31 protein-coding genes are annotated in these 26,706 nt (G+C 44.6%); 24 read left to right on the forward strand and 7 right to left on the reverse strand.

What is annotated here, in order from left to right:
• From ACK8OT_RS00490 to ACK8OT_RS00510, 5 genes are all read left to right on the forward strand, one after another.
• The gene (locus ACK8OT_RS00490; protein ID WP_410194547.1) at positions 1 to 951 is read left to right on the forward strand and encodes a flagellar motor protein MotB; all 951 of its coding nucleotides are present in this window, start codon (positions 1 to 3) and stop codon (positions 949 to 951) included.
• A 4-nt stretch (positions 952 to 955) separates the two neighbouring features.
• Complete coding sequence (locus ACK8OT_RS00495) at positions 956 to 1,741, forward strand: ParA family protein (RefSeq protein ID WP_410194548.1); 786 nt, start codon at positions 956 to 958, stop codon at positions 1,739 to 1,741.
• Between the two features lie 97 nt (positions 1,742 to 1,838).
• The gene (locus ACK8OT_RS00500) at positions 1,839 to 2,789 is read left to right on the forward strand and encodes a chemotaxis protein CheW (protein ID WP_410194549.1); all 951 of its coding nucleotides are present in this window, start codon (positions 1,839 to 1,841) and stop codon (positions 2,787 to 2,789) included.
• A gap of 110 nt (positions 2,790 to 2,899) precedes the next feature.
• Positions 2,900 to 3,388, forward strand: coding sequence for a chemotaxis protein CheW (locus ACK8OT_RS00505; protein WP_410194550.1), 489 nt, complete (start codon positions 2,900 to 2,902; stop codon positions 3,386 to 3,388).
• A gap of 3 nt (positions 3,389 to 3,391) precedes the next feature.
• Complete coding sequence (locus ACK8OT_RS00510) at positions 3,392 to 3,802, forward strand: DUF2802 domain-containing protein (protein WP_410194551.1); 411 nt, start codon at positions 3,392 to 3,394, stop codon at positions 3,800 to 3,802.
• 30 nt (positions 3,803 to 3,832) lie between these two features.
• Here the strand turns inward: ACK8OT_RS00510 and ACK8OT_RS00515 are convergent, their stop codons facing one another.
• Complete coding sequence (locus tag ACK8OT_RS00515) at positions 3,833 to 4,129, reverse strand: EscU/YscU/HrcU family type III secretion system export apparatus switch protein (protein WP_410194552.1); 297 nt, start codon at positions 4,127 to 4,129, stop codon at positions 3,833 to 3,835.
• A 29-nt stretch (positions 4,130 to 4,158) separates the two neighbouring features.
• Positions 4,159 to 4,971: a hypothetical protein gene (locus tag ACK8OT_RS00520; protein ID WP_410194553.1), complete on the reverse strand. Its 813-nt coding sequence runs from the start codon at positions 4,969 to 4,971 to the stop codon at positions 4,159 to 4,161.
• 117 nt (positions 4,972 to 5,088) lie between these two features.
• On the opposite strand from ACK8OT_RS00520, the gene ccmA reads away from it, so the two are divergent.
• The 11 genes from ccmA to ACK8OT_RS00575 all read left to right on the forward strand — a co-directional run bounded on the left by ccmA (position 5,089) and on the right by ACK8OT_RS00575 (position 14,002).
• The gene (ccmA, locus tag ACK8OT_RS00525; protein ID WP_410194554.1) at positions 5,089 to 5,739 is read left to right on the forward strand and encodes a cytochrome c biogenesis heme-transporting ATPase CcmA; all 651 of its coding nucleotides are present in this window, start codon (positions 5,089 to 5,091) and stop codon (positions 5,737 to 5,739) included.
• Positions 5,736 to 6,404 carry a heme exporter protein CcmB gene (ccmB, locus tag ACK8OT_RS00530; protein ID WP_410194555.1) on the forward strand — a complete coding sequence of 223 codons (669 nt, stop codon included), beginning with the start codon at positions 5,736 to 5,738 and terminating at the stop codon, positions 6,402 to 6,404. Before ccmA ends, ccmB begins: the two co-directional genes overlap by 4 nt.
• A gap of 124 nt (positions 6,405 to 6,528) precedes the next feature.
• Entirely contained in the window at positions 6,529 to 7,269 is a 741-nt protein-coding gene (locus ACK8OT_RS00535) for a heme ABC transporter permease (protein ID WP_410194556.1), read from the forward strand.
• A complete protein-coding gene (gene ccmD / locus ACK8OT_RS00540; RefSeq protein WP_410194557.1) occupies positions 7,269 to 7,475 on the forward strand; it encodes a heme exporter protein CcmD in 207 nt (68 codons plus the stop codon). Before ACK8OT_RS00535 ends, ccmD begins: the two co-directional genes overlap by 1 nt.
• Complete coding sequence (gene ccmE, locus ACK8OT_RS00545) at positions 7,472 to 7,966, forward strand: cytochrome c maturation protein CcmE (RefSeq protein WP_410194558.1); 495 nt, start codon at positions 7,472 to 7,474, stop codon at positions 7,964 to 7,966. Before ccmD ends, ccmE begins: the two co-directional genes overlap by 4 nt.
• Complete coding sequence (locus tag ACK8OT_RS00550; RefSeq protein ID WP_410194559.1) at positions 7,963 to 9,924, forward strand: heme lyase CcmF/NrfE family subunit; 1,962 nt, start codon at positions 7,963 to 7,965, stop codon at positions 9,922 to 9,924. The genes ccmE and ACK8OT_RS00550 overlap by 4 nt, the downstream gene beginning before the upstream one ends.
• A complete protein-coding gene (locus ACK8OT_RS00555; protein ID WP_410194560.1) occupies positions 9,908 to 10,444 on the forward strand; it encodes a DsbE family thiol:disulfide interchange protein in 537 nt (178 codons plus the stop codon). Before ACK8OT_RS00550 ends, ACK8OT_RS00555 begins: the two co-directional genes overlap by 17 nt.
• Positions 10,445 to 10,903: a cytochrome c-type biogenesis protein gene (locus ACK8OT_RS00560; RefSeq protein ID WP_410194561.1), complete on the forward strand. Its 459-nt coding sequence runs from the start codon at positions 10,445 to 10,447 to the stop codon at positions 10,901 to 10,903.
• Positions 10,903 to 12,138 (forward strand): c-type cytochrome biogenesis protein CcmI, encoded by a 1,236-nt coding sequence (gene ccmI / locus ACK8OT_RS00565; protein ID WP_410194562.1) that lies wholly within the window; start codon positions 10,903 to 10,905, stop codon positions 12,136 to 12,138. Before ACK8OT_RS00560 ends, ccmI begins: the two co-directional genes overlap by 1 nt.
• A gap of 60 nt (positions 12,139 to 12,198) precedes the next feature.
• Positions 12,199 to 12,954, forward strand: coding sequence for an MlaA family lipoprotein (locus ACK8OT_RS00570; RefSeq protein ID WP_410194563.1), 756 nt, complete (start codon positions 12,199 to 12,201; stop codon positions 12,952 to 12,954).
• Positions 12,947 to 14,002: a response regulator gene (locus tag ACK8OT_RS00575; protein WP_410194564.1), complete on the forward strand. Its 1,056-nt coding sequence runs from the start codon at positions 12,947 to 12,949 to the stop codon at positions 14,000 to 14,002. The genes ACK8OT_RS00570 and ACK8OT_RS00575 overlap by 8 nt, the downstream gene beginning before the upstream one ends.
• Positions 14,003 to 14,159: 157 nt before the next feature.
• Here ACK8OT_RS00575 and ACK8OT_RS00580 read toward each other — a convergent pair whose 3' ends face one another.
• The 5 genes from ACK8OT_RS00580 to map all read right to left on the reverse strand — a co-directional run bounded on the left by ACK8OT_RS00580 (position 14,160) and on the right by map (position 19,087).
• A complete protein-coding gene (locus tag ACK8OT_RS00580; protein ID WP_410194565.1) occupies positions 14,160 to 14,654 on the reverse strand; it encodes a ComEA family DNA-binding protein in 495 nt (164 codons plus the stop codon).
• A 42-nt stretch (positions 14,655 to 14,696) separates the two neighbouring features.
• On the reverse strand, positions 14,697 to 14,996 hold the full coding sequence (locus ACK8OT_RS00585) for a YciI family protein (RefSeq protein WP_410194566.1): 300 nt from the start codon (positions 14,994 to 14,996) through the stop codon (positions 14,697 to 14,699).
• Positions 14,997 to 14,999: 3 nt separating this feature from the next.
• The gene (locus ACK8OT_RS00590) at positions 15,000 to 15,539 is read right to left on the reverse strand and encodes a septation protein A (protein WP_410194567.1); all 540 of its coding nucleotides are present in this window, start codon (positions 15,537 to 15,539) and stop codon (positions 15,000 to 15,002) included.
• Between the two features lie 105 nt (positions 15,540 to 15,644).
• Positions 15,645 to 18,257, reverse strand: coding sequence for a bifunctional uridylyltransferase/uridylyl-removing protein GlnD (gene glnD, locus ACK8OT_RS00595; protein WP_410194568.1), 2,613 nt, complete (start codon positions 18,255 to 18,257; stop codon positions 15,645 to 15,647).
• A 29-nt stretch (positions 18,258 to 18,286) separates the two neighbouring features.
• Entirely contained in the window at positions 18,287 to 19,087 is an 801-nt protein-coding gene (gene map / locus ACK8OT_RS00600; protein ID WP_410194569.1) for a type I methionyl aminopeptidase, read from the reverse strand.
• A gap of 286 nt (positions 19,088 to 19,373) precedes the next feature.
• On the opposite strand from map, the gene rpsB reads away from it, so the two are divergent.
• From rpsB to rseP, 8 genes are all read left to right on the forward strand, one after another.
• Positions 19,374 to 20,108 (forward strand): 30S ribosomal protein S2, encoded by a 735-nt coding sequence (gene rpsB, locus ACK8OT_RS00605; RefSeq protein ID WP_410194570.1) that lies wholly within the window; start codon positions 19,374 to 19,376, stop codon positions 20,106 to 20,108.
• A 99-nt stretch (positions 20,109 to 20,207) separates the two neighbouring features.
• A complete protein-coding gene (tsf, locus tag ACK8OT_RS00610; protein WP_410194571.1) occupies positions 20,208 to 21,056 on the forward strand; it encodes a translation elongation factor Ts in 849 nt (282 codons plus the stop codon).
• Between the two features lie 71 nt (positions 21,057 to 21,127).
• On the forward strand, positions 21,128 to 21,871 hold the full coding sequence (pyrH, locus tag ACK8OT_RS00615; RefSeq protein ID WP_410194572.1) for a UMP kinase: 744 nt from the start codon (positions 21,128 to 21,130) through the stop codon (positions 21,869 to 21,871).
• A 48-nt stretch (positions 21,872 to 21,919) separates the two neighbouring features.
• Positions 21,920 to 22,477: a ribosome recycling factor gene (gene frr / locus ACK8OT_RS00620; protein ID WP_410194573.1), complete on the forward strand. Its 558-nt coding sequence runs from the start codon at positions 21,920 to 21,922 to the stop codon at positions 22,475 to 22,477.
• 112 nt (positions 22,478 to 22,589) lie between these two features.
• Positions 22,590 to 23,288: a polyprenyl diphosphate synthase gene (gene uppS / locus ACK8OT_RS00625; RefSeq protein ID WP_410194858.1), complete on the forward strand. Its 699-nt coding sequence runs from the start codon at positions 22,590 to 22,592 to the stop codon at positions 23,286 to 23,288.
• Positions 23,289 to 23,291: 3 nt separating this feature from the next.
• A complete protein-coding gene (locus tag ACK8OT_RS00630; protein ID WP_410194574.1) occupies positions 23,292 to 24,140 on the forward strand; it encodes a phosphatidate cytidylyltransferase in 849 nt (282 codons plus the stop codon).
• 6 nt (positions 24,141 to 24,146) lie between these two features.
• Positions 24,147 to 25,337, forward strand: coding sequence for a 1-deoxy-D-xylulose-5-phosphate reductoisomerase (ispC, locus tag ACK8OT_RS00635; protein WP_410194575.1), 1,191 nt, complete (start codon positions 24,147 to 24,149; stop codon positions 25,335 to 25,337).
• Positions 25,338 to 25,339: 2 nt separating this feature from the next.
• Complete coding sequence (gene rseP, locus ACK8OT_RS00640) at positions 25,340 to 26,695, forward strand: sigma E protease regulator RseP (RefSeq protein ID WP_410194576.1); 1,356 nt, start codon at positions 25,340 to 25,342, stop codon at positions 26,693 to 26,695.
• Positions 26,696 to 26,706: the final 11 nt, after the last annotated feature.

Consider the following 26,706-nt stretch of genomic DNA (forward strand, 5'->3'; position numbering starts at 1 on the left):
ATGGCTAGGCGCGCAAAGAAAAAACATATTCCAGAGCACAATCATACCGAACGTTGGTTGGTTTCCTATGCAGATTATATGACCTTAATGTTTGCTCTGTTTGTTGTTCTTTATGCAGCGGCCTCGGTAAATGAAGATAAGTACAAGGTTGTTATCGAGAACTTCTACACGGCGACTAAAGAGTTTTCCAAGCATGTAGACGTTTCAGATACCGAAGGTATTTTGGATAATGAAGCCGATGAAATAATCCAAGAACAAGGCGCTGGATTACTTGAAGATGCCGGCTCGGTCGTCGATGGTGGACAGGACTTATCTAACTTAGACCGCAACAAGTTGGGGGCTCCTTTAACCTCGCTTGAAACGGAATTAAATGAGAGTTTGTTAAAAGAGTTGGAAAATGGTCAGGCGAGTGTCACCTTAGATGGTGATTGGTTAACCATAGACATTAGCAGTGGCTTGATTTTTCCAAGTGGTAGCGCACAAGTGTCATTGGCATCCAGAGAGTTAATCAGCCGGATTGCAGCCATCTTAACACCGGTGAGTAATTACCTTCGAGTAAGAGGTTACACCGACGACCAAGGCATTAATACCGAAGTGTTTACTTCAAATTGGGAACTGTCTGTATCGCGCGCCACCAGTATATTACGTTTGCTTGAAGCTGATGGGGTTAATCCAGCAAGGTTAGCTGTGGAAGGGTATGGCGAGTATTACCCCGTTGCCAGCAATACTACGGAAGAAGGACGCCGGAAAAATCGCCGCGTGGTTATCGCTTTGTCAAAATATGCCTACGAGCCAGTGCCACAAGATGTGATTTTTGCAGCCGAAACTCCTCCTGAAGCGACTGATGAACCTATACTTTCAGAAGAAGCGGCCGATAACAGCGAAGAGAGTAAAATAATCGAGGTTGAGCTGCCCAACGGCGGCTTACGAATTACCACAAGACAGGAATAGCACTTTGATCGTTTGGACAGTTGCAAATCAAAAGGGTGGTGTAGGTAAAACCACAACTGTGATCTCACTTGCTGGTTTACTAGCGGAGCGAGGTCATAGGGTATTACTGATTGATACCGACCCTCATGCATCATTGACCAGTTATCTCGGTTATGACTCAGATTTAATCGACGGCACTCTGTATGAATTATTTCAAACACCTTCACCCAGCAGAGAGGCCGTACTACGTTATACCTTAAAAACGCCATTTGAAGGTTTAGATATTATTCCCGCCAATATGGCCTTAGCTACCTTAGACAGGGTGCTGGGGAATCGAGAAGGCATGGGGTTATTTTTAAAACGCGCCTTAGATCAGGTTAAGAATGATTATGACTATGTGTTAATTGATTGTCCTCCCGTATTAGGTGTGATGATGGTTAATGCGCTTGCCGCGTGTAGTCGTATCTTGGTGCCGGTGCAAACAGAGTTTCTTGCATTGAAAGGGCTTGAACGCATGATCCGTACCTTTAATATTATGCAGCGTTCAAGACCAAAACCATTCAAATATTGTGTTATCCCGACCATGTTTGATAAGCGAACTAAGGCGTCGTTAAGCACCTTACAAGCAATCAAAGATAAGCATCCAACCGATGCTTGGAATTCGGTGATCCCGATTGATACTAAATTCAGAGACGCAAGTTTAAAACACATACCGCCATCGGCTTATTCACGTAATTGCCGAGGGGTTTTTGCCTATGAAACCTTACTTAACCATTTACAACAATTAGAAAACAAAGAACAAGCAAAGTAGTTCGGATGAGTATTTGCTGCGCTAGCAGTGCTTGACTGGCGTTTTGTCATAACAATTGAGATGATGCTCTATGAATGAAAGGAACTAGGCTAAAAAGATGAGTCGTTTGCCCAATGAAGATGCAATGGAGCGCTATTTTGCTGCGCTATTGGATGAGCCTAAAACAGAATCCAACTCCGCTTCTGATACTGCCCCTGAGGCTGGTTTTCCGTCTTCGGCGTTGCCATCCCAAGTCGAACCGACTAGCACTGTTGCCACTACTTATCTAGCGCCTAGCCCGGTCGATGTTGCTAGGCATGCCGCCCCTGGAGCTCGCTCAGAAGCACATATTCAGCGATTGCTTGATAATGTGGCTAAGCCAGCTGAGCCTGAACTGCAGCCGCTCATTCAGGCTGAGCCATTGCCTTCATTATCCGTTGATTCATTACTGGAAGAAGTGGATGACCAGCTAGGTAGCTTAGTTTCTATTGGTGCAGTATTACCCGATGAACTTGTCTTTGCTGAGCCTGAGCCTGAGGTAATTGAGGTACAAGAGGAAGAGATAGCAACCCAAGTCGCGACTCAAGAAGCTGTACCGCCCAACATGCAATCGGGTTGGCGAAATATTGAGCCAGAAGATGAGTTTCAAGCACTATTTTTTGAAGTTGCAGGCATATCTTTTGCTGTGCTGTTGACGGAGTTGGGAGGGATCCACAAAATCGATAACGTCACCAGTATCTTTGGTAAGCCGCCTTGGTTTTCAGGGATCATGACCCAGCGCGAGAAAAAGCTGAATGTTGTCGACACAGCAAAATGGGTGATGACCGACAACGCTCCGGATGAGGTTGATTATAAGTATCTTATCTTATTGGGGGATACTCAGTGGGGGTTAAGTTGCTGTAATTTAATAGGCACAGAAAAACTAACCAAAGATCAGGTTAAGTGGCGCAATCAAGAGGGTAAACGGCCTTGGCTCGCCGGCATGGTTAAAAAGAAGATGTGCGCTTTGCTGCATGTCAGTGAATTAGTGAAGTTATTATCGCGCGGTGTGAACATAGAAGGCGTCTAAACGGTTTTTTATCAAATATTTTGTATAACGGATGAGTTTTTACATCATTATTATCAGTGTCGTGCTAATTTTATGTTAGGTAACGATATTCTAGGTTAGAGGGAAAGCGGATGAGTGAACAACGAAATGTAGCTGAAAGTGTATCTGAAGATGAAGTATTACAATGGGTCACGTTTCAGTTAGAGAATGAAACTTACGGCATTAATGTAATGCAGGTACAAGAGGTGTTACGTTACACCGAAATTGCTCCGGTTCCGGGCGCTCCTGATTATGTACTGGGTATCATTAATCTTCGTGGTAATGTGGTTACCGTCATCGATACACGTTCACGCTTTGGTTTATGTCCTTCTGAAGTGAGTGACAACTCGCGTATCGTGATCATTGAAGCCGAAAAACAAGTGATCGGCATTATGGTCGATAGCGTGGCTGAAGTGGTTTACCTCAGAGCCTCTGAAATTGATACCGCGCCAAATGTTGGCACAGAAGAGAGTGCTAAATTTATTCAAGGCGTGAGCAACCGCGATGGTCAGCTATTAATTTTGGTTGATCTGAATAAGTTGCTAAGCGATGAAGAATGGGACGAAATGAGTGCACTGTAAGACATGCTAGACCCTATCGTAGTGGCAAGCCTTAGTGGGCTTGCCTTATTGTTATCTTTAATTGCATTAGCCTTCTCTTTTCTGGCAACTAAAAAACAAGCGAGAAAAATCTTAGCCTTGCAGAAAGTTGTTAAAGATCTTGATAAGTCAAAAGAAAGCTTAAATAAGCAAATAGTAGAATTACATGCCGGCTCGGTTGGCCTCGGCAAACGTTTTCAAGGTTTGCAACGTGAACTTAAAGACTCAATTGAAAAGCAACAAGAAATAGTTGATTTAGCACCCGAGAACAAACTATACAGCCGAGCTGTTAAAATGGTGGCGCTTGGTGCGGGTCTTGAAGAGTTAATGCATGAATGTGAGTTGCCAAAAGCCGAGGCCGAATTATTGATTCGTCTACACGGTAAGGCAAAATAATACTCGATTTAGCCCCAAAGTTTGGGGCTGCTATATTTCAAGCTTGATAGGTTTGGTATCCGACTGCCAGTGATCGGGGAACTTTCCCTGTAGCAAATATGAAAAACTAATCAGTTCGGCAATCAATACGTAGAGCGACTCCGGTATTTCTTCCCCTTCTTCTAAGCTTTCTAGCAAACTTAATAAATGTTCATCTTGGTGTAATAATATCCCCGCTTCTTGGGCTGCTTGATTAAGCTGTTCGGCCTCTGAGCCCGATGCTTTTCGGTCTATGATGGGGGCACGTTTGCTATCTCGGTAGCTAATGGAAATGGACTTTTTCATCATATCAATGGCTCCATCATTTGCTTGTGTTTTCACACTAGAATGTCTAAATGCGGCGAATTATCATCAAACTCGGCCACTAAATCCGTGGTTACTTGCCCCATAAAATGTTGGCAAGAGGTATTAAATCCCGCTTGATTCAATTGTTTGATCAATAGGGGAGAATGCTGATCAACTTGTTCAAGGTCGCGCGCGTTATCACAATAGATTTTTAAATCTATCTCGGTGTCATCTAGCCAGCAGTCGGCTAAGATTTCGCTGTGCTTGGTCGGTAGTTTGAGTTTCAATTGCCACTTACGTTTGCCTTGTTTGGTTTTGGGCTTAACTAATTTGAGCTGCAAAGGCTTTAATTGCTGCTCAACCAACCAAGGCAGCTGTAATAGCCAAATCTGTTGATTGCTTTGATCAACTTGTTTTAACTGCATCTTTTCAACTAAGTGACCCAGCTCAGTGCTTAGATCTGGATCTAACTTTTGTTGTTTTTTTAGACTGAGCCAGAGCAGCACTACGCCTTGAAACTTGTGCTTAGGATGGACAAGTAGCTGGCTGAGCAAGGTTAACATTTGCGCAGGCGTGGTCGGTAACAATTGGCTTAACAGCTGCTGTATTTGTCGCGCCGAATGGGGATCCAATGAAATAATCCGTTGCATTAAATGGCTTAATTGGCCTGCCAAACTTGAGTGTGGGCGTATTGGTGCTATCCCAGCTTGGTTTAAGGGCAAGGTTTCATTAGGGCGGCCTGATTCAGTGAGCGACAATTTATCAGGCGCTGATGTTGCGGCTTTAGCTGATGGCGACAGGCTGGAGTTAACCTGATTACTTGTGTGGTTTATTTTTTGAACCATCATCAATCCTGAAGTGAAATCTCGGTAAAACCAAAGGAAAACAGCACCAACACAGGTTAATCCGTTGCATATTGTATGCTATTATCCGCAACCAATTATCATCATAGTGCGTAACCCATGCTGGAAGCAAAGTCCCTCAGTTGCGTGAGAGAAGACAGGTTATTATTTGAAGGCCTAAACCTGACTGTTGAGCCAGGCCAAATCATTCAAGTAGAAGGTCCTAACGGAGTAGGCAAAACCAGTTTATTCCGATTGTTAGTTGGCCTTATGACACCTTATCATGGTCAGGTTTTTTGGCAGGGTCAAGCCATTGCTGATGATCGTGAAACTTACCAGCAAGATCTGCTCTATCTGGGTCACCACAGTGGTGTTAAACCTGAATTAAGTGCCTTTGAAAATCTGTATTTTTACCAGCAAATGTTTGAGCCCGATTTTCAAGGGGATTTATACGCGGTCTTGACTCAAGTTGGTCTCGTTGGCTTAGAAGATATTCCCGCTGCACAGCTTTCTGCGGGGCAACAGCGTCGAGTTGCTCTCGCTAGGCTGTGGATATCAACTGCTAAATTATGGATTTTGGATGAACCTTTTACCGCAATTGATAAAAGTGGGGTTAAGGTACTTGAGCAATTGTTTGTTGAACATGCAAAGCAAGGTGGCATGATCTTATTAACCACACACCAAGACTTAAATCTTTGCTCGGCCGCCTTTTCTAAGCTCACCATGGTGAAACCAGAACTCGATCGTATGTACGCTGGGGACATGCTATGAGTAATGCATTCTATCAGGTATTAAGACGTGAACTGTTAACGGCATTTCGTCGTATTGCTGATGTGTTTAATCCGTTGTGGTTTTTCATCATAGTGATCACCTTGTTCCCATTAGGAGTTGGCCCTGAGCCACAGCTACTGATGCGAATTGCACCGGGCATTATTTGGGTGGCGGCTTTATTAGCTTCTTTGCTGTCGTTAGAGCGCTTATTTAAAGATGACTTTAGCGATGGAGGGCTAGAGCAATTAATGCTGAGCCCATATCCATTGCCACTTTTAGTGACGGCCAAAATGATCGCACACTGGCTTTTGACGGGGTTACCCATTATTTTGATTTCGCCTTTAATTGCGGTTTTATTGTCGTTGGATTTGAATACTTATTGGGCGGTGTTACTGACCTTGTTAATCGGTACGCCGGTGCTCAGTTTTATCGGCGCTATTGGCGTGGCGCTGACGGTAGGGTTGCGTAAAGGGGGCATTATTTTAAGTTTGATCATGCTGCCCTTGTGTATTCCTGTATTGATATTTTCAACGATGGCCATCGACGCCGCCAGCTTCAACCAATCCTATGTTGGCCCGCTGGCTATTTTGGCTGCGATGTCGGTTGCCTCGATTACCTTGGCGCCGTTTGCAGTGGCTGCTGCGCTAAGGGTGAGTGTGAGTTAAATCCATACTTTGACATAAATCATAAGCATGGAAAGTGCCCAAGCAGATATCACTAACTGGGTATGTTGTTTTTAATAAGAAATGGGCAAGGTTGGCCCAATACTATAATAAGAGACTATTGAATATGTGGAAGTGGTTACACCCTTATGCTAAAGCCCAAGCAAGCTATGAGTTAGCGGGAAAACTCGTTCCTTGGTTTGTTGCGGTTTGTTCAATTTCATTTGCTATTGGTTTGGTGTGGGGACTGGCGTTTGCGCCGGCTGACTATCAGCAAGGGGATAGCTTTCGCATTATTTACATTCATGTACCTGCTGCCATTATGTCGATGGGGGCATACACCAGCATGGCCATTGCCGCCTTTATTGGCTTGGTATGGCAAATTCGTCTTGCCGATATGGCTGTTGCCGCCATGGCGCCAGTGGGCGCTGTATTTACGTTTATAGCCTTGTTTACCGGAGCGGCATGGGGCAAGCCTATGTGGGGTGCTTGGTGGGTATGGGATGCAAGATTGACCTCAGAACTTATCCTGTTGTTTTTATATCTTGGTGTCATCGCATTATATAACGCCTTTTCTGATAAAGTATTAGCGGGACGCGCGGCCGGTATTTTGACCTTAGTTGGCGTTGTGAACATTCCAATTATTCATTATTCGGTTGAGTGGTGGAACACCTTGCACCAAGGCGCCACTATTACCAAGTTTGCCAAACCGTCTATCGACCCGTCGATGCTGTGGCCTCTGCTAATTATGCTATTAGCGTTTAAGGCCTTTTTTGGCGCCTTAATGTTGATGCGTTTTCGCAATGAAATCTTACAAAGAGAGTGCCACCGTCCTTGGGTTAAAGCACTAGTAATGCAGGAGAAATAATGGAATTTACCAGCCTGAGTGATTTTCTAGCCATGGGTGGCTATGGCTTTTATGTGTGGCTTGCATTTGGTGTCAGCTTAGTAAGCTTAGTTTGGATTATCTTGGATACCCGATTAAAGCGCCGCCGGATATTGGCGCAAGTCCGCAGCAATATTGAACGTAACCAGCGCATAAAAGCTGCCCGTAGTATGGAGAATACGTTATGAACCCGAGACGCAAGAAACGTCTTGCCGCCATTTTAGCCATTGTTTTAGGTTTGGGCTGCGCGGTGGGCTTAGTGCTTTATGCCTTGTCGCAAAACATCGATCTTTTTTACACTCCCTCCGAATTAGTTCAGGGTAAAGGTAAGAACTTAACCAAACCTGAAGTGGGTCAGCGTTTGCGAATTGGTGGCATGGTACTGCCAGGCTCGGTAAAACGGGATCAAGATAGTTTAAAAGTGAGCTTTCAGCTTTATGATGCCGGCGGTGATTTTGTTACCGTAGAGTTTGACGGTATTTTGCCGGATCTATTTCGTGAAGGACAAGGTATTGTCGCCATGGGGGTACTGAAAGACTCTCACACCGTTAGCGCCTCTGAAGTCTTGGCCAAGCACGATGAAGAATATATGCCACCTGAAATTGCGGAATCCTTAAAGGGAATAGAACACTTTAAGCCCGAATACACTGAAGCTCAGTTGCAAGGTGGTAACAAATGATCCCTGAATTAGGTCAGTTTACTTTAATCATTGCTTTTGGCTTATCGGTGTTACTGAGCTTTTACCCATTGTGGGGAGCGCATACAGGCCATTCGGGGCTAATGAATAGTGCACGTACGTTAGCTGTTTGTCAGTTTTTATTTGTCGCGCTGTCATATGCTTGCCTAACCTATGCCTTCATAGTTAATGATTTCTCCGTGGCTTATGTGGCCTCTCATTCTAACTCAGAGTTACCTTTGCACTATCGTATTTCGGCGGTGTGGGGCTCCCATGAAGGGTCGCTGTTGCTTTGGATGCTGATCCTAGCGGGTTGGACGGCTGCGGTTGCGTTACTGAGTAAGAATTTGCCACTGGAGTCGGTTGCTCGTGTTCTTGCAGTTATGGGGATGTTAGGGATGGGGTTCTATCTCTTTGTGATCATGACTTCTAACCCATTTGAGCGCACCTTGCCTTATTTCCCCGTCGATGGTCGTGATTTAAATCCATTACTGCAAGATATTGGCTTAATCTTACATCCTCCTATGCTTTATATGGGGTATGTTGGGTTCTCGGTTGCGTTTGCTTTTGCTATTGCCTCACTCATGCAAGGGCGCTTGGATTCGGCTTGGGCGCGTTGGTCAAGACCATGGACCATGGCCGCTTGGGTGTTTTTAACCGCAGGGATTGCGCTGGGTAGCTGGTGGGCATACTACGAGCTTGGCTGGGGTGGCTGGTGGTTTTGGGATCCGGTTGAAAATGCTTCTTTTATGCCTTGGTTAGTGGGCACGGCGTTGATCCATTCCTTGGCGGTGTCTGAAAAGCGCGGCGTATTTAAAGCCTGGACGGTATTACTCGCTATCTCTGCTTTTTCACTGAGTTTGCTAGGTACTTTCTTGGTGCGCTCTGGGGTACTGGTTTCGGTACATGCTTTTGCCAGTGATCCTGAGCGAGGCCTGTTTATTCTTGGCTTTTTGATCATGGTGATTGGCGGCTCGTTGCTGCTGTATGCTTTGAAAGCGAATGCGGTTAAAAGTCGCGGTACCTATACACTATTGTCACGAGAGTCTTTCCTTCTCAGTAACAATATCTTGTTGGTTGCGGCATTGATTGTCGTGCTATTGGGTACCTTATTGCCTTTGGTTCACAAAGAAATTGGTTTAGGCAGTATCTCAATTGGAGAGCCTTTCTTTAATCGCATATTTACCGTGTTGATCGTGCCATTTATGGTGTTGCTCGGAATTGGGCCTCTTGTGCGTTGGAAGAAACAGCAAGCTGGTGATTTGCTACAGCCATTGCTAATAAGCTTGTTGGTTGCCATCGGCGTGACCGCGTTGTACCTATATAGTTTTGCCCCCGCGCTAACTTGGTTATCTATACTGGGCTGTTTCTTAGGGGCTTGGGTTATTGTGACCTCGTTGCAAGAAACTTGGTTGCGAGCAACTCACCGTAATACTTTTATCACTGGATTAGTTAAGCTTAGTGTTAGCCATTGGGCGATGATATTAGGTCACATTGGCTTTGCCGTGATGGTGATAGGTATCACCATGACGCAAAATTTCAGCATCGAGCGTGACGTGCGTATGGTGCCGGGCGATCAAATTGAATTTGAGCACTATCGCTTTACCTTTGAAGGGGTAGAAGAGCTGAAAGGCCCTAACTTTGACGGCCATACCGGTGTGCTACGTGTTGAACAAGATGACCGTTATGTGACGACCATGCGTGCTGAAAAGCGTTTCTATCGCGTGCAGCGTAATGTGATGACAGAGGCGGCCATTGATGCTGGCTTTACACGTGATTTGTATGCTGCGTTAGGTGAACAGTTAGATAATGGCGCATGGGCATTACGCATTTACTACAAACCCTTCATTCGCTGGATTTGGTTCGGTGCGCTGATTATGTCATTTGGTGGGGTGTTGATGATGTTGGATAAACGTTATCGCTTTGCTTCAAAAGGAGCGCAACATGCAGCAAAAGTCTAAGTTGTGGGTATTACTGTTACCCTTAATGGCGTTTTTAGTTGCTGTGGTATTTTTGTTTAAAGGGCTCTATTCCGACCCTTCTAAATTAGAGTCCGCGCTAATTGGTCAACCGGTACCGACATTTACCTTGCAGGATCTCTATCAGCAAGATATTCAGCATGATGCCTCCATATTTAAAGGGAAGCCCATGCTGTTAAATGTGTGGGCAACTTGGTGTCCCACTTGTTATGCCGAACATACTTATTTAAATAAGTTAGCGGCTGACGGCATTTATATCGTAGGTCTGAACTACAAAGATGATCGTGAAAAGGCGATCCGCTGGTTAGAGCAGCTTGGCGATCCTTACCAAGTCAGTTTATATGACAAAGACGGCATGTTGGGATTAGATTTGGGGGTGTATGGTGCACCAGAAACCTACCTTATCGACAGCCAAGGCGTGATCCAGTATCGCCATGTGGGTGATGTTAACGATCAAGTATGGCAACAAACATTATTGCCACTGTTCAAGGAGCTGAAGTAAATGCGTCTGGTCATTTTATTGTTCGCTTCACTGCTGAGCACCGCCAGTTTAGCGGCTATTCAGGTGTATGAATTCGATACCAAAGAGCAAGAGGTATTATTCAAACAGTTAACCAAGGAATTGCGCTGCCCTAAGTGTCAAAACCAAAATATTGCTGATTCTAACGCACCACTGGCACAAGACTTACGACAAAAAGCGTATGAGCTGGTTAAAGAAGGAAAAGACCGTGATCAAGTCGTCGATTACATGGCGGCGCGGTTTGGCAATTTTGTTACTTATGATCCCCCTATGACGCCGGCGACGATTTTTCTTTGGTTAGGACCTTTGTTCTTTGTTTTTGGTGGCTTAGTGGTGTTATGGCATAAAACCCGAGTTGCAAATAAGGCGGATTCAGTTGCCGACATGGATGCGGCTGAAAAAGCGAAGCTAGCGCGTATTTTAAATGGAGATAAAGACTAATGCTGCTATTTTGGCTGTTATGTATATTGTTGTTAGCCATAGCTAGCTTATCTTTAATCATACCTGCGCTAAAGAATCGTCAGGTAGATGAAGAAGATCGAGATAGCTTAAACAAAACCCTATATCAAGGTCGGGTTAAAGAGATAGAGCAAGACGTAGACCAAGGTTTGATCCAGCAACAAGATGAAGTGTTAACTGAGCTGCAAAAAAACCTGCTTGAGGATGTTGTTGAAACCAAGCAAGAAACCAAACAAGTCAACTTAGCTATTATCATCGCCCCGGGCATCATTTTGTTTTTTGCTTTGTGTTTCGGCCTTTACTTACAATATGGTGCCAGTGCGCAGGTCAATCATTGGCAATCGGTAATGGCCAATTATGAAGAGTTACAGCAAAAGATGACCATGGCCAACGGTCAGCCACCGTCAAAACAAGAAGTGGATGATTTTGTATTAGCTCTGCGCACCCATTTGGCAAATCAACCTAGCGACAGCCAAGGTTGGTTAATGCTAGGTCGCTTGTCTTTTGCTTTACGTGATGCGCAGATGGCAGAAGATGCGCTACGTCAAGCTTATGGCTTAGCACCAACGGACAGTGCGGTGAGAGTCGCTTACGCTCAAGCCTTGTTGCAGACCGAAGACCCACTAAAAGTTAAACAAGCAGAAAACTTGATTGTCGCTACGGTGGGATTGGAGCCTAATAACTTACAAGCCTTATCGGTTTATGCATTTATGGCATTGCAACAAAATGACTTTGCCACTGCGATAACGCGCTGGCAAAAGATGTTAGTACATCTTGAGCCCAATACTGAGCGTTATAACATGGTGCAAAGCAGCATAGCTTACGCCGAGCAGCAACTAGCTGGAGGCGATGACCAAGCACCAACAAATGAAGAACAAACAGCAGTTTATCAAGTGTCTGTGAGCATTGGTGAGCAAGTAACGTTACCTGAGAAGGGCTATTTGTTTGTGTTTGCGCAAATGGTTAACGGGCCTAAAATGCCTTTAGCTGCGAAAAAAATACCCCTTGGCAGTTTCCCTGTCTCGTTAACTTTATCCGATGCTGACGCCATGGTGCCTGAGCTTAAGCTGAGTCAACAAAGTGAATTCATCATCAAAGCGCGTGTTTCGGTCGATGAAAATGTGTCTGCGGCAAGCGGTGAGTGGGAAGGGCAAAGTCAGGTTGTGAAAGCGGGTGAGCAGAGCCTTATTCCAATCAATATTGATGTAAAGATGTAATATTAAATTGGTTTTGCTACATTTAATATGATTCATACGTTAATGGCTTAAGGTAGAAAAATGGGGCTTAAATTCGCTAAATTTTGGACCTTAATTGGTTTGGCTTTGCTTTGCTTAGCCAACCCTGCCTATGCTTCTAAAACTACCTCAGAGCTTCACGTCAGTGATCCGTTTGAAGGGTTAAACCGCTCGTTTTGGGACTTTAACTATCGAGTTGATCAAAGTATTTACCTACCGGTCACCAAAGCCTACGTCAACACGATCCCTAATGGCGGCCGTGAGGCTGTAAATAATTTCGTACTCAATTTTGACGAGCCTTCCAGCGCTGTAAACCACTTATTAATGTTGGATCTCGAATCATCTTTGGCGAGCGCAGTGCGCTTCGCGGTGAATTCCACTTTTGGTCTTGCTGGTTTATTCGATGTGGCCAGTTATGGTGGACTAGAGCGCAATAGAGCCGAATTTCAAGCCGTAATGAGTAACGTGGGGATAGGGCATGGCGCTTTTTTGATGGTGCCCTTGTATGGCCCAACCACCACCCGTGAATTAGTGGGAGACATCGTTGATAAACTGTACTTTCCGTACACTGAACTAAGTTATTTTGAGGTGTTGCTGCGGTGGGGAGCTGATTCCATTTATAAACGCTCTAAGTTGTTAGACAGTGATCGCCTGATTGAGCAATCACTCGACCCCTATATTTTTGTCCGTGATGCCTATATTCAAAATGTGAACTTTCGTGTTCATGGTGAAGGCTATGTCGATCCGATAGGTCCAGCCCTCTCTGACGAAGAGCTAGAAGAGTTTATGGATGAGTAATTGCGAGCCGTGTTTTGCAGCTTTTACTTTTGTTGTGATCGAAGATGAGGCCGTCTTTCGCCATCAATTAGTACAATTTTTGCAGCACCGAGGCGGCTTGGTTGGCCAAGCGGATAACGGTGAAGATGGCTTAAAGCTGATCAATGATTTGGCGCCTGATCTGGTTCTTTGTGACTTGCAAATGCCGATCATGGATGGCCAGCAAGTAATTAAGGCTATCTTAGGGTTACAAAAACAAACCCCCATCATTGTTATTTCCGCTGCGGCTAATATGGCGGCCATCACCGAAGCGCTTGCCAATGGCGCAAGAGATTATTTCATTAAGCCATTACAAAGTTGGCATTCACTTGAACAAACCATATTGACCGAGCTTAAACCACGCAAGAGTGGGTTCGAACAGCACAGTTACGCTTTAGGTGTTGAAGCTGAGCTTAAGTCGCATATGTCTTACTTTCGTCGCGATGATCAAGCGGCCACTTTACTATTAAAAGAGCTAAAGGGTGATGCTGAGTTCAGTAATGGCAATTTGCAGTTTATGGTCTCGGGTGAAAGTGCATTTATGATGATGATCTATTTTGAATTATCGGAGCACGAATTAAGCTTATTTGTAGCAGGGGGAGAGCCACTCGATCCCGATGTGGTGGTGAGTTTAGCCATGCTAAAAAGTTTGCTCAACGACAGTTACCGTCACTACCTTAGTCAGCAACAGTATCGTTTAAAATCTCCGAGTCAAATGCTTAGCTATTTAAATCAGCAATGTCAGGCAATGTCGCTACAATTTCCGTTACAGTTAATGCAACTACAGATTAATTCAACATCGAGAAAAATGATTTACAGCAACGCAGGGGTTAAGGTTAAGCAGCTAACTATGCAAGATGCGAGCTATGATTATCACAGTGATTTAGGGTTGGGGTTGTTAACCGATCATCGCTATGAGCAGTATGAGCAAGCACTGAATCTGCCAATGACGCTACATTTTCAAGCCGCGGCGGCTAATAATGTCACTGACGGTATCACGCTCACCATCAGTGACAACATGGCTAACTAACCTGAGCTTTGGATAAGCTATATCGGATGAATAATCCGCAAACGTGGTGAATATGTCCCTATACGCTCTGCGTTTTCATCTCAGAAAACGAAGTTTTGCTACTTATTCATCCGATATTGATTGGCTGGTCCATTAACCAGCAATAAGGCTAAGTAGATTATTTAACGGCCAACATTCCCTTATTATTGTCTAATATCCCTTGGCCTATTCCCTCTACTTCAGTCAGTTGCTCTACAGATTCAAATTGGCCTATTTTTTCGCGATAGGCAATGATGGCTTTGGATTTTTTATTGCCAACCCCTTTTATTTTAGTGAGCTCTTCTTCAGTAGCGCTATTGATATTTATCACCACTTGCTGGCTTTCAACTTGCTCAACTTGCTTTTGGGTTTCGGCTGTTTCAGCTGCCGTTACCACTTGAGACATAGCAGATAAAGAAAGCAGAGATGCAGCAATGAGTGTTTTAATTTTCATTATATTACTTCCTATTGACTTTTTTGTTAATTGAGTTTTAACCATAGTCATGATTGAGGAAATAATATATTTAATGTTTTTAATTGTGATCGTTGTCAATAGTGGCGACAAAATGAGCATTAACAAGGGAAGGTAAAAAGTGCCGGAGAGTGAAGCTAGAGAGTTAAGAGGAAGGCTCACCGAGTGCTTCCTCTTGGGTTAAGTTTGATTACCTTGAGACGGTTAAGGTAGTACTAGTTTAAATGGTTTAACTTCTACGTTGGCGTAAATACCTGCGTCAACATAGGGATCAGTTTTAGCCCACTCTTTGGCGGCAGCTAGGCTGTCAAACTTGGCTATCACGACTGATCCTGTGAATCCAGCATCGCCAGGATCTTCACTGTCTATCGCGGGCGAGGGACCTGCAACCAGTAAACGACCTTCGCTGTTTAGTTTTTCTAGGCGAGCTAAGTGAGCAGGACGAGCTTGTTTTCGCAGGCTTAAGCTATCAGTCACGTCGGTTGCATAAATTGAGTACCACATTTTTTATTCCTTTTCTTCAGTTGGTAAGCTTTTGTAAATATATAAACCCGTGACGGCAATGAATACCAGCATGAGTAGAAGTAGGCCAAACACCTTAAAGTTGACCCAAATAGATAAAGGTAAATAGAAAGCAATATAAAGATTAAGCAGAGCACAAAAAAGAAAAAATCCAGCCCAGGCATGGGTTAATCTTCGCCAAATGGCGGGGGGAAGTTTAAGCTCTGAACCAAGTAGTTGTTTTAGTAAACAGTGATCAAAAATGAAATGACCGAGCCAAAGAATGGCTGCAAACAAGGCGTAAATCAGCGTCACCTTCCATTTGATAAAGGCGTCGTCTTGAAGCAATAGGGTTAATGAGCCAAACACAATGATCATCGTAAAGGTGATAATGTTCACCTTATCGACCCGGCCAAATTTCAACCACTGGCTGATCAGCATTAACGTGCTGGCGGCCATCAGCGAGCCAGTGGCAACGTAAATATCATAAAACTGATAAGTAAGAAAAAAAATACCTAATGGAACAAGCTCGGACACTGGATTCATAGCAATATAGTATTAGTGATAGAACTCATCATAGTGTACGGGTTTTTAAATCAATTGATAGCGATAATGCGATAACGGGGCCGCAACCCGTGCGGCCAATCAGGACTATGAATAAGCATTACTGGCCAGCGCATTAATGAGCGCTTGTTTTAGTTGTTCCTGCTGCTCTTCATCAAGCGCTTGACCATCTTCGGTGGTAATGATGAAAAAGTCTTCCACTTGCTCCCCTATGGTGGTTATTTTGGCGGTATGGAGCATGACATCAAGCTGTTGGAACACATTACCAATCGATGCCAATAAGCCTGGCGTATCATATGCGATTAGCTCCATCATGGTACGGTGGTTTTTATTCGGCAAAAAGTTCACTTGGGTTTTCACGGTGAATTGTTTTTTCTGACGAGATAGACGATGGCTACGCGGCACCACTTTTTCTGGTTGGCTTAAAGCTTGCTCCAAAGCGGGTTTAATCGCCAAGGTCCGATCTAGCGCTAAAGGCTCGCCATCGGGTTCAAGTACGATAAAGGTATCTAAGGTAAAACCATCTCGGCTGTTCATGATGGTGGCATCATGAATGTTGAGATTTTTATTGGATAGCTCTGTAGCCACGGTAGCAAATAAATCTAGCGTGTCTTTACAATATATGAAGATCTCATTGCCACCACGAGAAGCCCGTTTACTGACCAATACCAAGGGTTTGTCGGTGTCATGGTGTTGCATGATATATTCACTGTGCCAAGCAATTTGCGAAGGGGTATGACGCAAAAAGTAATCGGCTTTAAAACGTTTCCACAAGGTTTCAACTTGATTGGCATTGAAAGCGCGGCTGAGCAATTTGTTTAATGCTTGCTGTTTATGATCGCGAATGCGGCTACGCACATCGATGGGTTTTTCCAAACCACGACGAAGGGCTTTTTGGGTTTGATAATACAGCTCTTTAAGTAAGGCGCCTTTCCAACTATTCCAAACATCATCGTTGGTGGCACAAATATCGGCAACGGTCAGCAGTAAAAGATAATTTAAATATTTTTCGTCTTGGACAATGCGAGCAAATTCGGTGATCACGTCGGGGTCTTGGATATCACGGCGCTGCGCAGTCACGGACATCACTAGGTGGTGTTTTACCAGCCAAGCGACCAATCTTGCATCGTGTGCACTCAAACCATGAAGTTCACAAAAAGCGAGCGCATCGATAGCGCCAAGCTCGGAATGATCGCCTTTGCGGCCCTTGGCTATGTCATGAAATATTGCCGCCAAAAATAACAATTCTGGCTTTTTGATCGTAGGAAACAGATCGCCGCAGATGGGATGGTCTACCTTAGATTCAGGCGTCGGGAAATGATAGATATATTTAATCAGCCTGTGGGTGTGCTCATCAACGGTATACGCATGAAACAGGTCAAATTGCATTTGCCCTAAGATCTTATTCCACTGGGGGATGTAAGCGGCTAACACCCCATATTTATGCATCAAAGTCAGGGGTAACCCCATTCCACGGGGATGCTTAAGTAAGGCAAGAAACTTTTCTCGGCAAGCTGGAATATCCTGCAGCCAGTAAGTTAGTCGACGGCGACTTTCGCGAATTTCACGCAGGGTAGTCGAATAAATTCCTTTGATATTTGGGTTATCTGCAATGTGCAGAAAAAGTTGCAAAATACTTTCCGGGCGGTGAAAGAACTCACCTGGCGAGATCAGTACGATCAAATCTCCCTTCAGTTGAAAATGCTCATCAATCGGGATCGGGTTATTGTCGGCATTGCCTAAAATATCTTCGTCAAAATGCTGTAATAGCATTTCATTAAGCTCGGCAACGCGTCTGATGGTGCGATAAAACTGCTTCATCATGGTTTCGATGCCCGCATTACCTTGGTCGATATACCCCAGTTTTTCAGCGACCTCGGTTTGATAATCAAACAACAAACGGTTATCGGGTCGTTTGGTCACTAAATGCAGCGCAAAACGAATTTTCCATAAGAAATTCTGACATTCCAATAGCTCGCGATACTCGGCCTGAGTTAGGTAATTGTCAATGGTCATTTCCAGCAGGTTTTCGGCGCCAAAATGGCGTCTTGCAACCCAATAAAGGGTGTGGAGATCGCGCAGTCCACCGGGGTTACTTTTTATGTCTGGCTCTAAGCTGTAGCCATTATCGCGATAATTTAAATGCCGTTTGCGCTGCTCTTCTCGTTTGGCGCTGAAGAAGGCTTTGGAAGGCCAAAAATTTGGTTGATGTAATTGTCTTTTTAGTTCAGTAAAGCTGTCTTGATTGCCACAAATCAATCGACTCTCAATCAAATTAGTGGCAATGGTAATGTCTTCTAGGCCCAGCTTGATACAGTCATCAATGGTGCGCACACTGTGGCCAATTTCTAACTTGAGATCCCAAAGAAAGGTAATAAATTCACCCACTTTTTGCTCGGTTTGTGGATCGAGAGCTTGGCTCGACAAGATCAATAAGTCAATGTCTGACCTAGGGTGCAGCTCACCTCGGCCATAGCCGCCAACGGCTACCAAACTTAGGCTATCTGGTGCGTTAGCGAGGTCAGTTTGCCACAGTTGTATCAATAGCTGGTCGACGAAGTCGGAGCGTTGCGTGACTAACTCACTGATATCATCCATTTGGCTAAAACGTTCGGCCTGGCGTTCATTGAACGCAGCCATCGAGGCTTTTACATCTTTTAGAGCCAAACTTTCAAACGTATGGGTTTCAGTGGCCAGCATCAACTGCTCCTAGGGTGCTTGGTGAAAAGTTAGTTGTGTGAAAGTACTTGCGCTATGGTTTCATCGTCACGCCAGGTGAGGATCTCACAACCGGTTTCGGTCACTAAGATAGTGTGCTCCCATTGCGCAGAGCGTGAGCCATCTTTCGTTGTGACCGTCCAGCCGTCTTTCTTGTCTAATTTAGTGTGGCGTTTACCTAAGTTAATCATGGGCTCGATGGTAAAGATCATACCAGGCTCAAGCACTAGCAGGGCATTAGGATCGGATTTACTCTTGTAGTGCAACACTTGAGGCGCTTCATGAAAGGTCTCACCAATGCCGTGACCACAATATTCGCGTACGACTGAGAAGCCATTGGTTTCGGCGTGATCTTGGATGATAGTGCCCACATCGCCAAGTTTAATTCCTGGCTTGACTAACTCGATGCCTTTATAAAGACATTCTTGCGTTACTTGAATTAATTTTTTGGATAGTGGGGTCGTATCACCGACAACAAACATCTTAGATGTATCGCCATGATAGCCATCTTTGATTACGGTGATGTCAATGTTGATAATGTCGCCGTTGCGTAACTTCTTGTGATTTGGAATGCCGTGGCAAACCACTTCATTTACTGAGGTGCAGATAGATTTAGGGTAGCCGTGATAGTTGAGCGGGGCAGGGATGGCTTGCTGTTCATTAACGATATAATCATGGCATTTTTGATTAAGCTCTTCGGTAGTCACGCCTTTAACTACATAGGGTTCTATCATTTTTAAAACATCGGCTGCTAATCTACCGGCAACGCGCATCTTTTCAATTTGTTCCGCTGTTTTTATTACTACAGTCATGATTTTCTCTTAATTTGTGAGATCGGTGTGGAGGATGTTTTTACCCTCAAATATGCATCTCAGATTGTGGTTATGTCTTAGGTATGGTATAAAGCGCGCCGGGAATTGGCAATGTCAAATTACGAATTTGCATTGAAACAGAACTTAACTACGTTTAGTAGACTGTCTCCGATCATCCCGACAAACTTAATTTAAACAACACACACACATCGACACATGTCTCGGGGTGCCTATTTGGGTCGAGATTATGGGATGTGTGGAGGCCTAACCCCAAGAGGAATTAAACATGGCTAATGTATCAATGCGCGAAATGCTAAAAGCAGGTGTGCACTTCGGTCACCAAACTCGTTACTGGAACCCTAAGATGAAGCCTTTCATCTTCGGCGCTCGTAACAAAGTTCACATCATCAACCTTGAGCAAACTGTACCTATGTTCAACGAAGCACTGGATTTCATTTCAGGTGTTTCTGCGAAAAAAGGTAAAATCCTTTTTGTTGGTACTAAGCGCGCTGCAAGTGCTGCGGTAAAAGAAGCTGCAGTAAGCTGTGACCAGTTCTACGTAAACCACCGTTGGTTAGGTGGTATGCTAACTAACTGGAAAACAGTTCGTCAGTCTATCAAGCGTCTAAAAGATCTTGAAACTCAGACTGAAGACGGTACGTTTGACAAGCTAACCAAGAAAGAAGCGCTAATGCGTTCTCGCGAACTTGAGAAGCTAGAGAAAAGCTTAGGCGGTATCAAAGAGATGGGCGGTCTACCAGATGCGCTATTCATCATCGATGCTGACCACGAGCACATCGCTATCAAAGAAGCGAACAACCTAGGCATTCCTGTGATCTCTATCGTTGATACTAACTCTAACCCAGACGGCGTAGACTTCATTGTTCCTGGTAACGATGACGCTATCCGCGCGGTACAGTTATACCTAACTTCTGCTGCTGACGCAGTAAAAGCTGGTCGTCAACAAGATATCGTTGTACAGGCTGAAGAAGACGGCTTCGTAGAAGAAGCTGCTGAGTAATAACGGCTAACAGCCCTTATTAACCAAACCAGATTTTTTGGTTAACAGGGGCCCTAAGGCCCCTGTTTTTCATTCTTTTTAAAATTGAGGAAACTCAAAATGGCAATTACTGCTGCCCTAGTAAAAGAACTGCGCGACCGTACTGGCGCCGGTATGATGGATTGTAAAAAAGCGCTTCAAGAAACCAATGGTGACATGGAAGGCGCAATTGAGTACATGCGTAAGAACGGCCAAGCGAAAGCTGCTAAAAAAGCAGGTAACATCGCAGCCGAAGGCGCAATCTTAATCAAAACTGCTGGCAATGTTGCTGCGCTAGTTGAAGTTAACTGTCAAACAGACTTTGTTGCTAAAGACAAAAACTTCCTAGAGTTTGCTAACGAAGTGGCAGATGCTGCTGTAGCAGCTCAAGTTGCTATCGAAGAGCTACAAGCACAATTTGAAGAAAAGCGTATTGCGCTAGTGACTAAAATTGGTGAAAACATCAACATCCGTCGCGTTTCATACCTAGAAGGTGAGGCGCTAGCGTCTTACAGTCACGGTGCTAACATTGGTGTTGTTGTAGCGGGCAACGGTGATGTTGATTCACTGAAGCACATTGCAATGCACGTAGCTGCGAGTAAGCCAGAATTCATCAATCCTGAAGATGTTCCAGCTGAAGTCGTTGCTAAAGAGCGCGCTATCCAAATCGAAATCGCGATGAATGAAGGTAAGCCTCAAGAAATCGCTGAGAAAATGGTTGAAGGCCGCATGAAGAAATTCACTGGCGAAGTTGCTCTAACTGGCCAGCCTTTCATCATGGAACCTAAGAAAACAGTTGGCGCTGTACTTAAAGAGAAAGGCATCACTGTAACTGGCTTCGTGCGTTTAGAAGTTGGTGAAGGTATCGAGAAGAAAGAAGAAAACTTTGCTGCTGAAGTAGAAGCACAAATCGCTGCTTCTAAAAAGTAAGCTTTACGTTTTTATCATAAGTATTAGCCGCAGCCTTGCTGCGGCTGTTTTGCAACTAGGAATCGCAGAAAATGAGTACCAATCCGAAACCAAGCTATCGACGAATTCTATTAAAACTAAGTGGTGAAGCCCTAATGGGTGAAGAAGGCTTTGGCATTGATGCCAAGGTGTTAGAACGCATGGCGCAAGAGATCAAAGAATTAATTGAGCTTGGCGTGCAAGTTGGATTGGTGATCGGTGGTGGTAACTTATTCCGTGGCGAAGGTTTAGCCAAAGCCGGAATGAACCGAGTAGTGGGCGACCACATGGGCATGTTAGCAACCGTTATGAATGGCTTAGCCATGCGTGATGCCTTGCACCGTGCTTATGTTAATGCGCGCTTAATGTCAGCAATCCCGTTAAAAGGTGTTTGTGACGATTACAACTGGGCTGAAGCTATCAGTCTTCTTAAGTCTGGCCGTGTGGTGATTTTTTCAGCTGGAACAGGTAATCCATTTTTTACCACAGATTCAGCAGCTTGTTTACGCGGCATTGAAATCGAAGCAGATGCAGTATTAAAAGCGACAAAAGTTGATGGGGTCTATGACGCAGATCCGGTTAAAAACCCAGATGCCGTTTTATATGATGAGCTTGACTATGGTACTGTATTAGAAAAAGAGCTTAAAGTGATGGACCTAGCTGCCTTTACCTTAGCACGTGATCATGGCCTGCCAATTCGTGTTTTCAACATGAATAAACCAGGTGCATTGCGTCGTGTGGTGATGGGTGAAACCGAAGGCACGGTAATTCAAGCTCCTCGTACCGAACAAGAATAAGTATTTAGGCTTTCGCTTAGCCGATTCTATTTTTATAAGGAATATACAGTGATTAATGAAATTAAAGATGATGCTAAAACGCGCATGAGTAAGAGCATCGAAGCCCTTAAATCTCAACTATCTAAAATCAGAACAGGTCGTGCTCATCCTAGCCTGTTAAGTAATATTACCGTTTCTTACTACGGTGTTGATACGCCATTAAACCAAGTGGGTAACGTGAGTACGGAAGATTCTCGTACCTTAACCGTCACCGTATTTGACCGTGCGATGATCCAAGCGGTTGAGAAAGCTATCATGTCTTCTGACTTAGGTTTAAACCCTAACTCAGCAGGCGCGGTGATCCGTATTCCTCTGCCTGCATTAACCGAAGAACGTCGTAAAGACTTGATCAAGGTTGTGCGAGCTGAAGTTGAAGCGGGTCGTGTTGCTATCCGTAATATTCGTCGTGATGCTAATAGCGATTTAAAAGCGCTAGAAAAAGAAAAAGAAATCAGCGAAGACGAGCAGCGTAAAGCAGAAGATGATGTGCAAAAGCTAACGGATGCAGCGATTAAAGAAGCTGACGCTATCTTAGCGCAAAAAGAAAAAGAACTTATGGAAATCTAATCCCTCTGGGTGAAAGATGTAAACGCCGTGCTGATACACGGCGTTTTTTTGTCATTACGAGAGGTAATCAGTGCCTGAGTCTAACCTTATTCCCCAACATGTCGCTATTATCATGGATGGCAATGGTCGTTGGGCCGAAAAGAAAGGCAAAATTCGTGTTTTTGGCCACCAAGCCGGGGTCAAATCAGTGCGTCGATGTGTTTCTTTTGCCAGTCAGAACGGCATTAAAACCTTGACCCTATTTGCTTTCAGTAGTGAAAATTGGAAGCGTCCGCAAAGTGAAGTCAGCACCTTGATGGAATTGTTCTTCACTGTGTTAAGCCGCGAAGTAAAAAAACTGCACAAAAACAATATCTGTTTGCGCATCATTGGTGATTTATCGGCATTTTCAACACGACTTCAAGAAAAGATCAGCCAAGCTGAGCAATTGACCAAAGACAATACGGGTCTAGTACTCAATATTGCTGCCAATTATGGTGGTCGTTGGCATATTGCCCAAGCGGCACAGCAGCTTTGTGAGCAGGTTCAACTTGGTCAGATAACGTTAGCTGACATCAATGAACAAAATTTAGATAATCAATTGAAACAATTACCATTGTCAGACGTAGACTTGATGATACGCACTGGCGGTGAACAAAGAATCAGTAACTTTTTGCTCTGGCAACTGGCATATGCAGAATTGTATTTTACTGGTACACTTTGGCCTGATTTTGACGAAGGTAGCTTTGCTCAAGCATTGGCTAGTTTCGGGAATAGGGAACGACGCTTTGGCCATACAAGTGCTCAAGTGCAAGCATCAAAACAAGGGTAACTTTTGTTAAAACAACGAATTATAACTGCCGGCGTGTTGGCCCCGCTGGCTATCGCCGCGATATTTTTACTCCCACTAAAACTCTTTTCTTTGCTCGTTGCCGCAATCTATCTGTTAGCTTCACGTGAGTGGGGCAGTTTAGTTGCCAAAGATAAACGTGCTTATATCTTGTATCCATTTGGCTTTGTGCTAGGTGCATCTTTAATTGCTATTCCTATTGATGGGATCTGGCTTAGCGAACTCAACCCTTATGTTTTTGGTATCTTATCGGCGGGTGGGATTTGGTGGATAGCCTGTTTGTTGTTGGTATTGGGATACCCTAAAAGTGCCCGTTTTTGGCGGCAGCAACCTTGGCTAAAGGCTATTTTTGGTTTGTTGACCTTAATGCCGTTCTTTTGGGCTTTAGTCACTTTGCGTGGTGTAAACATCTTTCACGATCCAACGGAAGGTGCGTGGTGGGTGCTATTTGTGATGTTGCTGGTCTGGGGGGCGGACACTGGGGCATACTTTTCAGGTAAATCACTAGGTCGACATAAACTAGCGCCTCAAGTGAGCCCAGGTAAAACCATCGAAGGTTTTGTAGGGGGATTGGTGACGACGATAGTGATCGCCTTGATTGCCGTTTTCGCCTTTGAAATAACATCGGATAAACAAGTTTGGTTTGTGTTAGCGGCGATCCTCACCAGCTTAGCTTCAAGCCTCGGTGATTTAAGTGAGAGTATGTTTAAGCGTCAAGCGGGAATTAAGGACAGTGGTCGGTTATTACCGGGACACGGCGGTGTACTTGATCGCATCGATAGCTTAACCGCGGCGTTACCCGTTTTTACCCTTTGTTATATTGCTTGGTTGTAAATGTTGATGAAGAAGTTAGCTATATTAGGGGCGACAGGCTCAATTGGCAGTAGCACCTTATCGGTGTATGAGCAAAATCGTGACACCTTAGCGCTGACTTTGTTAAGCGCTTGGCGCAACGTAGATAAAATGGCGACCTTGTGTCAGCAATATCAGGTGCCCTATGCGTTTATGTCATGTCCTCAGGCTAATGAATCCCTAAGAGAGCGGTTAGCTAATCATACGACCCAAGTATTAAGTGACGAAGCAGAGCTGTTGGCTTGTCTTGCTAGTGTTGAAGTAGATGCCGTGATGGCTGCGATTGTTGGGGCGGCTGGTTTAGCGCCTACCTTGGCTGCGGTTGATGCTGGCAAGCAAGTGTTTCTTGCAAATAAAGAAGCCTTGGTCATGTCTGGGGCTTTATTTATGCAAGCCGCAGAGCGCAGTGGGGCGCAGGTATTGCCTGTCGACAGCGAACATAATGCGATTTTTCAATGCTTGCCTCCAGCGTGTCAGCAAACTATTGGCCATTGTGATTTAAAAGCTAACGGTATTTCGCAATTAATTTTGACGGGCTCTGGCGGCCCGTTTTTAACTAAGCCGCTAACCGAGTTTGCTGCCATTACGCCTGCCGCTGCAATCGCTCATCCTAATTGGTCAATGGGGCCGAAAATTTCAGTTGATTCCGCCACCATGATGAATAAAGGCTTGGAATACATTGAAGCTAAGCGATTATTTAATACAGAAAAATCCGATATCCAAGTGTTGATCCATCCACAGTCCGTGATCCATTCAATGGTCCAGTACATAGATGGCTCGGTTTTAGCGCAAATGGGATTACCCGATATGCGCACGCCAATCGCTCATGTAATGCAATACCCAAAGCGAATTGACAGTGGTGTTGCGCCTTTGGATTTTAGCAAGATTGCACAATTAACCTTTGCTGAACCAGATTTTAATCGTTACCCTTGTTTGAAATTAGCGATAGATGCTTGTTACACGGGCCAAGCGGCAACCACCGCTCTTAATGCCTCCAATGAAATTGCGGTAGCGGCTTTTTTACAGCAACAAATTCGTTTTGATCAAATTGCTACCGTTGTGGCCAAGACATTAGATAAATTAGCTACTTCTACCGCACAAACCTTAGATGATATTATGTTGGTTGATCAACAAGCTAGGCAGCAAGCATCCTCGACCATTAACCAGCTAGAGAGATAGTCATGGCAGATTTTTTCTGGAATACCGCCGCGTTTATTGTCGCCTTAGGTATTCTGGTCACCATACATGAGTTTGGACACTTTTGGGTGGCAAGACGTTGCGGTGTCAAAGTGCTGCGTTTTTCTGTTGGTTTTGGCCCTTCTATTTATACCTACACAGCGAAAGATGAAACCGAATATACCCTCGCAGCGATCCCGTTAGGGGGCTACGTCAAAATGCTTGATAGCCGTATCGAAGATGTGCCAGATGATCAAAAGCACCTAGCGTTCAATTTTCAATCGGTCTGGAAACGTATCGCGATCGTCGCAGCTGGGCCTGCGGCGAATTTCATTTTAGCTATTGCCGCATTCTGGTTAGTTTTCATACTTGGGACAACGTCAGTTAAACCTATGGTGCCAGAGGTTATTGCTGATTCTCCCATCGCTCAAGCTCAACTTGAAACCCCGTTTGAAGTCATCGCTATTGGCGAAACACAAACTCCAGATTGGCAGGAAGTGAACTTGGCGTTAGCGGGTTACATTGGCGAATCTTCTTTGACTTTATCTTATATTGGACCTGCCAGTAATCAGGTTCGCCAAGTTGACATTGATTTAGCGGATTGGCATTTCGACCCCAAGCAAATTTCACCGATTGAAAGCTTTGGTTTTAAACCATTTCGCCCTAAAGTGCATTTAGAGGTCGCGCAAATTACCCCTGGCTCTGCAGCAGAGCGAGCGAAATTGCAGCTTGGGGATGTGTTTGTTGCAGTAGATGGCCAACCTTTAACAGATTGGCAGCAATGGGTAGAGATCATTCGTGCTCATCCAGAACAGACGTTATTGGTCACCTTAAAGCGTCAAGGTGACTTCGTCGAGGTGGGACTTACGCCTGAGGCAAAACCTGACAATAATGGGCAACTTATTGGCCATATTGGTGTCTCACCCGTGGTAGATAGATATCCTGAGTCATACATAGTGACCACTCAGTATGGTCCTTTTGCAGCATTGACTAAAGGTATTGAGAAAACATGGGGACTGACAAAGCTCACTTTTGATACGCTAGGAAAGCTGATTACAGGTACGATCTCTATTAATAATCTCAGTGGGCCGGTTTCTATCGCTAAAGGAGCAGGAGCCAGTGCCAGCTATGGTTTGGTCTATTTTTTGGGATTTGTCGCACTTATCAGTGTAAATTTGGGCTTAATTAACTTATTTCCGCTTCCAGTACTTGATGGCGGCCACTTGCTTTATTACTGTATAGAGCTTGTCAGTGGTAAGCCCGTTCCAGAGCGGATCCAAGAAATTGGTTTTAGAATCGGTGGCGCTTTTATTTTACTCTTAATGAGCGTCGCGCTGCTCAACGACTTCAACCTGTTATAGGTTATAGGGCA

Source organism: Motilimonas thetidivivens (assembly GCF_046452435.1).
GTDB lineage: Bacteria > Pseudomonadota > Gammaproteobacteria > Enterobacterales > CBDFNC01 > Motilimonas.

Coding starts and splice junctions, on each gene's coding strand:
- ACK8OT_RS00490 (WP_410194547.1), top strand. CDS start 1: ATGGCTAGGCGCGCAAAGAAAAAACATATTCCAGAGCACAATCATACC.
- ACK8OT_RS00500 (WP_410194549.1), top strand. CDS start 1,839: ATGAGTCGTTTGCCCAATGAAGATGCAATGGAGCGCTATTTTGCTGCG.
- ACK8OT_RS00505 (WP_410194550.1), top strand. CDS start 2,900: ATGAGTGAACAACGAAATGTAGCTGAAAGTGTATCTGAAGATGAAGTA.
- ACK8OT_RS00510 (WP_410194551.1), top strand. CDS start 3,392: ATGCTAGACCCTATCGTAGTGGCAAGCCTTAGTGGGCTTGCCTTATTG.
- ACK8OT_RS00515 (WP_410194552.1), bottom strand. CDS start 4,129: ATGATGAAAAAGTCCATTTCCATTAGCTACCGAGATAGCAAACGTGCC.
- ACK8OT_RS00520 (WP_410194553.1), bottom strand. CDS start 4,971: ATGGTTCAAAAAATAAACCACACAAGTAATCAGGTTAACTCCAGCCTG.
- ccmA (WP_410194554.1), top strand. CDS start 5,089: ATGCTGGAAGCAAAGTCCCTCAGTTGCGTGAGAGAAGACAGGTTATTA.
- ccmB (WP_410194555.1), top strand. CDS start 5,736: ATGAGTAATGCATTCTATCAGGTATTAAGACGTGAACTGTTAACGGCA.
- ACK8OT_RS00535 (WP_410194556.1), top strand. CDS start 6,529: ATGTGGAAGTGGTTACACCCTTATGCTAAAGCCCAAGCAAGCTATGAG.
- ccmD (WP_410194557.1), top strand. CDS start 7,269: ATGGAATTTACCAGCCTGAGTGATTTTCTAGCCATGGGTGGCTATGGC.
- ccmE (WP_410194558.1), top strand. CDS start 7,472: ATGAACCCGAGACGCAAGAAACGTCTTGCCGCCATTTTAGCCATTGTT.
- ACK8OT_RS00550 (WP_410194559.1), top strand. CDS start 7,963: ATGATCCCTGAATTAGGTCAGTTTACTTTAATCATTGCTTTTGGCTTA.
- ACK8OT_RS00555 (WP_410194560.1), top strand. CDS start 9,908: ATGCAGCAAAAGTCTAAGTTGTGGGTATTACTGTTACCCTTAATGGCG.
- ACK8OT_RS00560 (WP_410194561.1), top strand. CDS start 10,445: ATGCGTCTGGTCATTTTATTGTTCGCTTCACTGCTGAGCACCGCCAGT.
- ccmI (WP_410194562.1), top strand. CDS start 10,903: ATGCTGCTATTTTGGCTGTTATGTATATTGTTGTTAGCCATAGCTAGC.
- ACK8OT_RS00570 (WP_410194563.1), top strand. CDS start 12,199: ATGGGGCTTAAATTCGCTAAATTTTGGACCTTAATTGGTTTGGCTTTG.
- ACK8OT_RS00575 (WP_410194564.1), top strand. CDS start 12,947: ATGAGTAATTGCGAGCCGTGTTTTGCAGCTTTTACTTTTGTTGTGATC.
- ACK8OT_RS00585 (WP_410194566.1), bottom strand. CDS start 14,996: ATGTGGTACTCAATTTATGCAACCGACGTGACTGATAGCTTAAGCCTG.
- ACK8OT_RS00590 (WP_410194567.1), bottom strand. CDS start 15,539: ATGAATCCAGTGTCCGAGCTTGTTCCATTAGGTATTTTTTTTCTTACT.
- glnD (WP_410194568.1), bottom strand. CDS start 18,257: ATGCTGGCCACTGAAACCCATACGTTTGAAAGTTTGGCTCTAAAAGAT.
- map (WP_410194569.1), bottom strand. CDS start 19,087: ATGACTGTAGTAATAAAAACAGCGGAACAAATTGAAAAGATGCGCGTT.
- rpsB (WP_410194570.1), top strand. CDS start 19,374: ATGGCTAATGTATCAATGCGCGAAATGCTAAAAGCAGGTGTGCACTTC.
- tsf (WP_410194571.1), top strand. CDS start 20,208: ATGGCAATTACTGCTGCCCTAGTAAAAGAACTGCGCGACCGTACTGGC.
- pyrH (WP_410194572.1), top strand. CDS start 21,128: ATGAGTACCAATCCGAAACCAAGCTATCGACGAATTCTATTAAAACTA.
- uppS (WP_410194858.1), top strand. CDS start 22,590: ATGGATGGCAATGGTCGTTGGGCCGAAAAGAAAGGCAAAATTCGTGTT.
- ispC (WP_410194575.1), top strand. CDS start 24,147: ATGAAGAAGTTAGCTATATTAGGGGCGACAGGCTCAATTGGCAGTAGC.
- rseP (WP_410194576.1), top strand. CDS start 25,340: ATGGCAGATTTTTTCTGGAATACCGCCGCGTTTATTGTCGCCTTAGGT.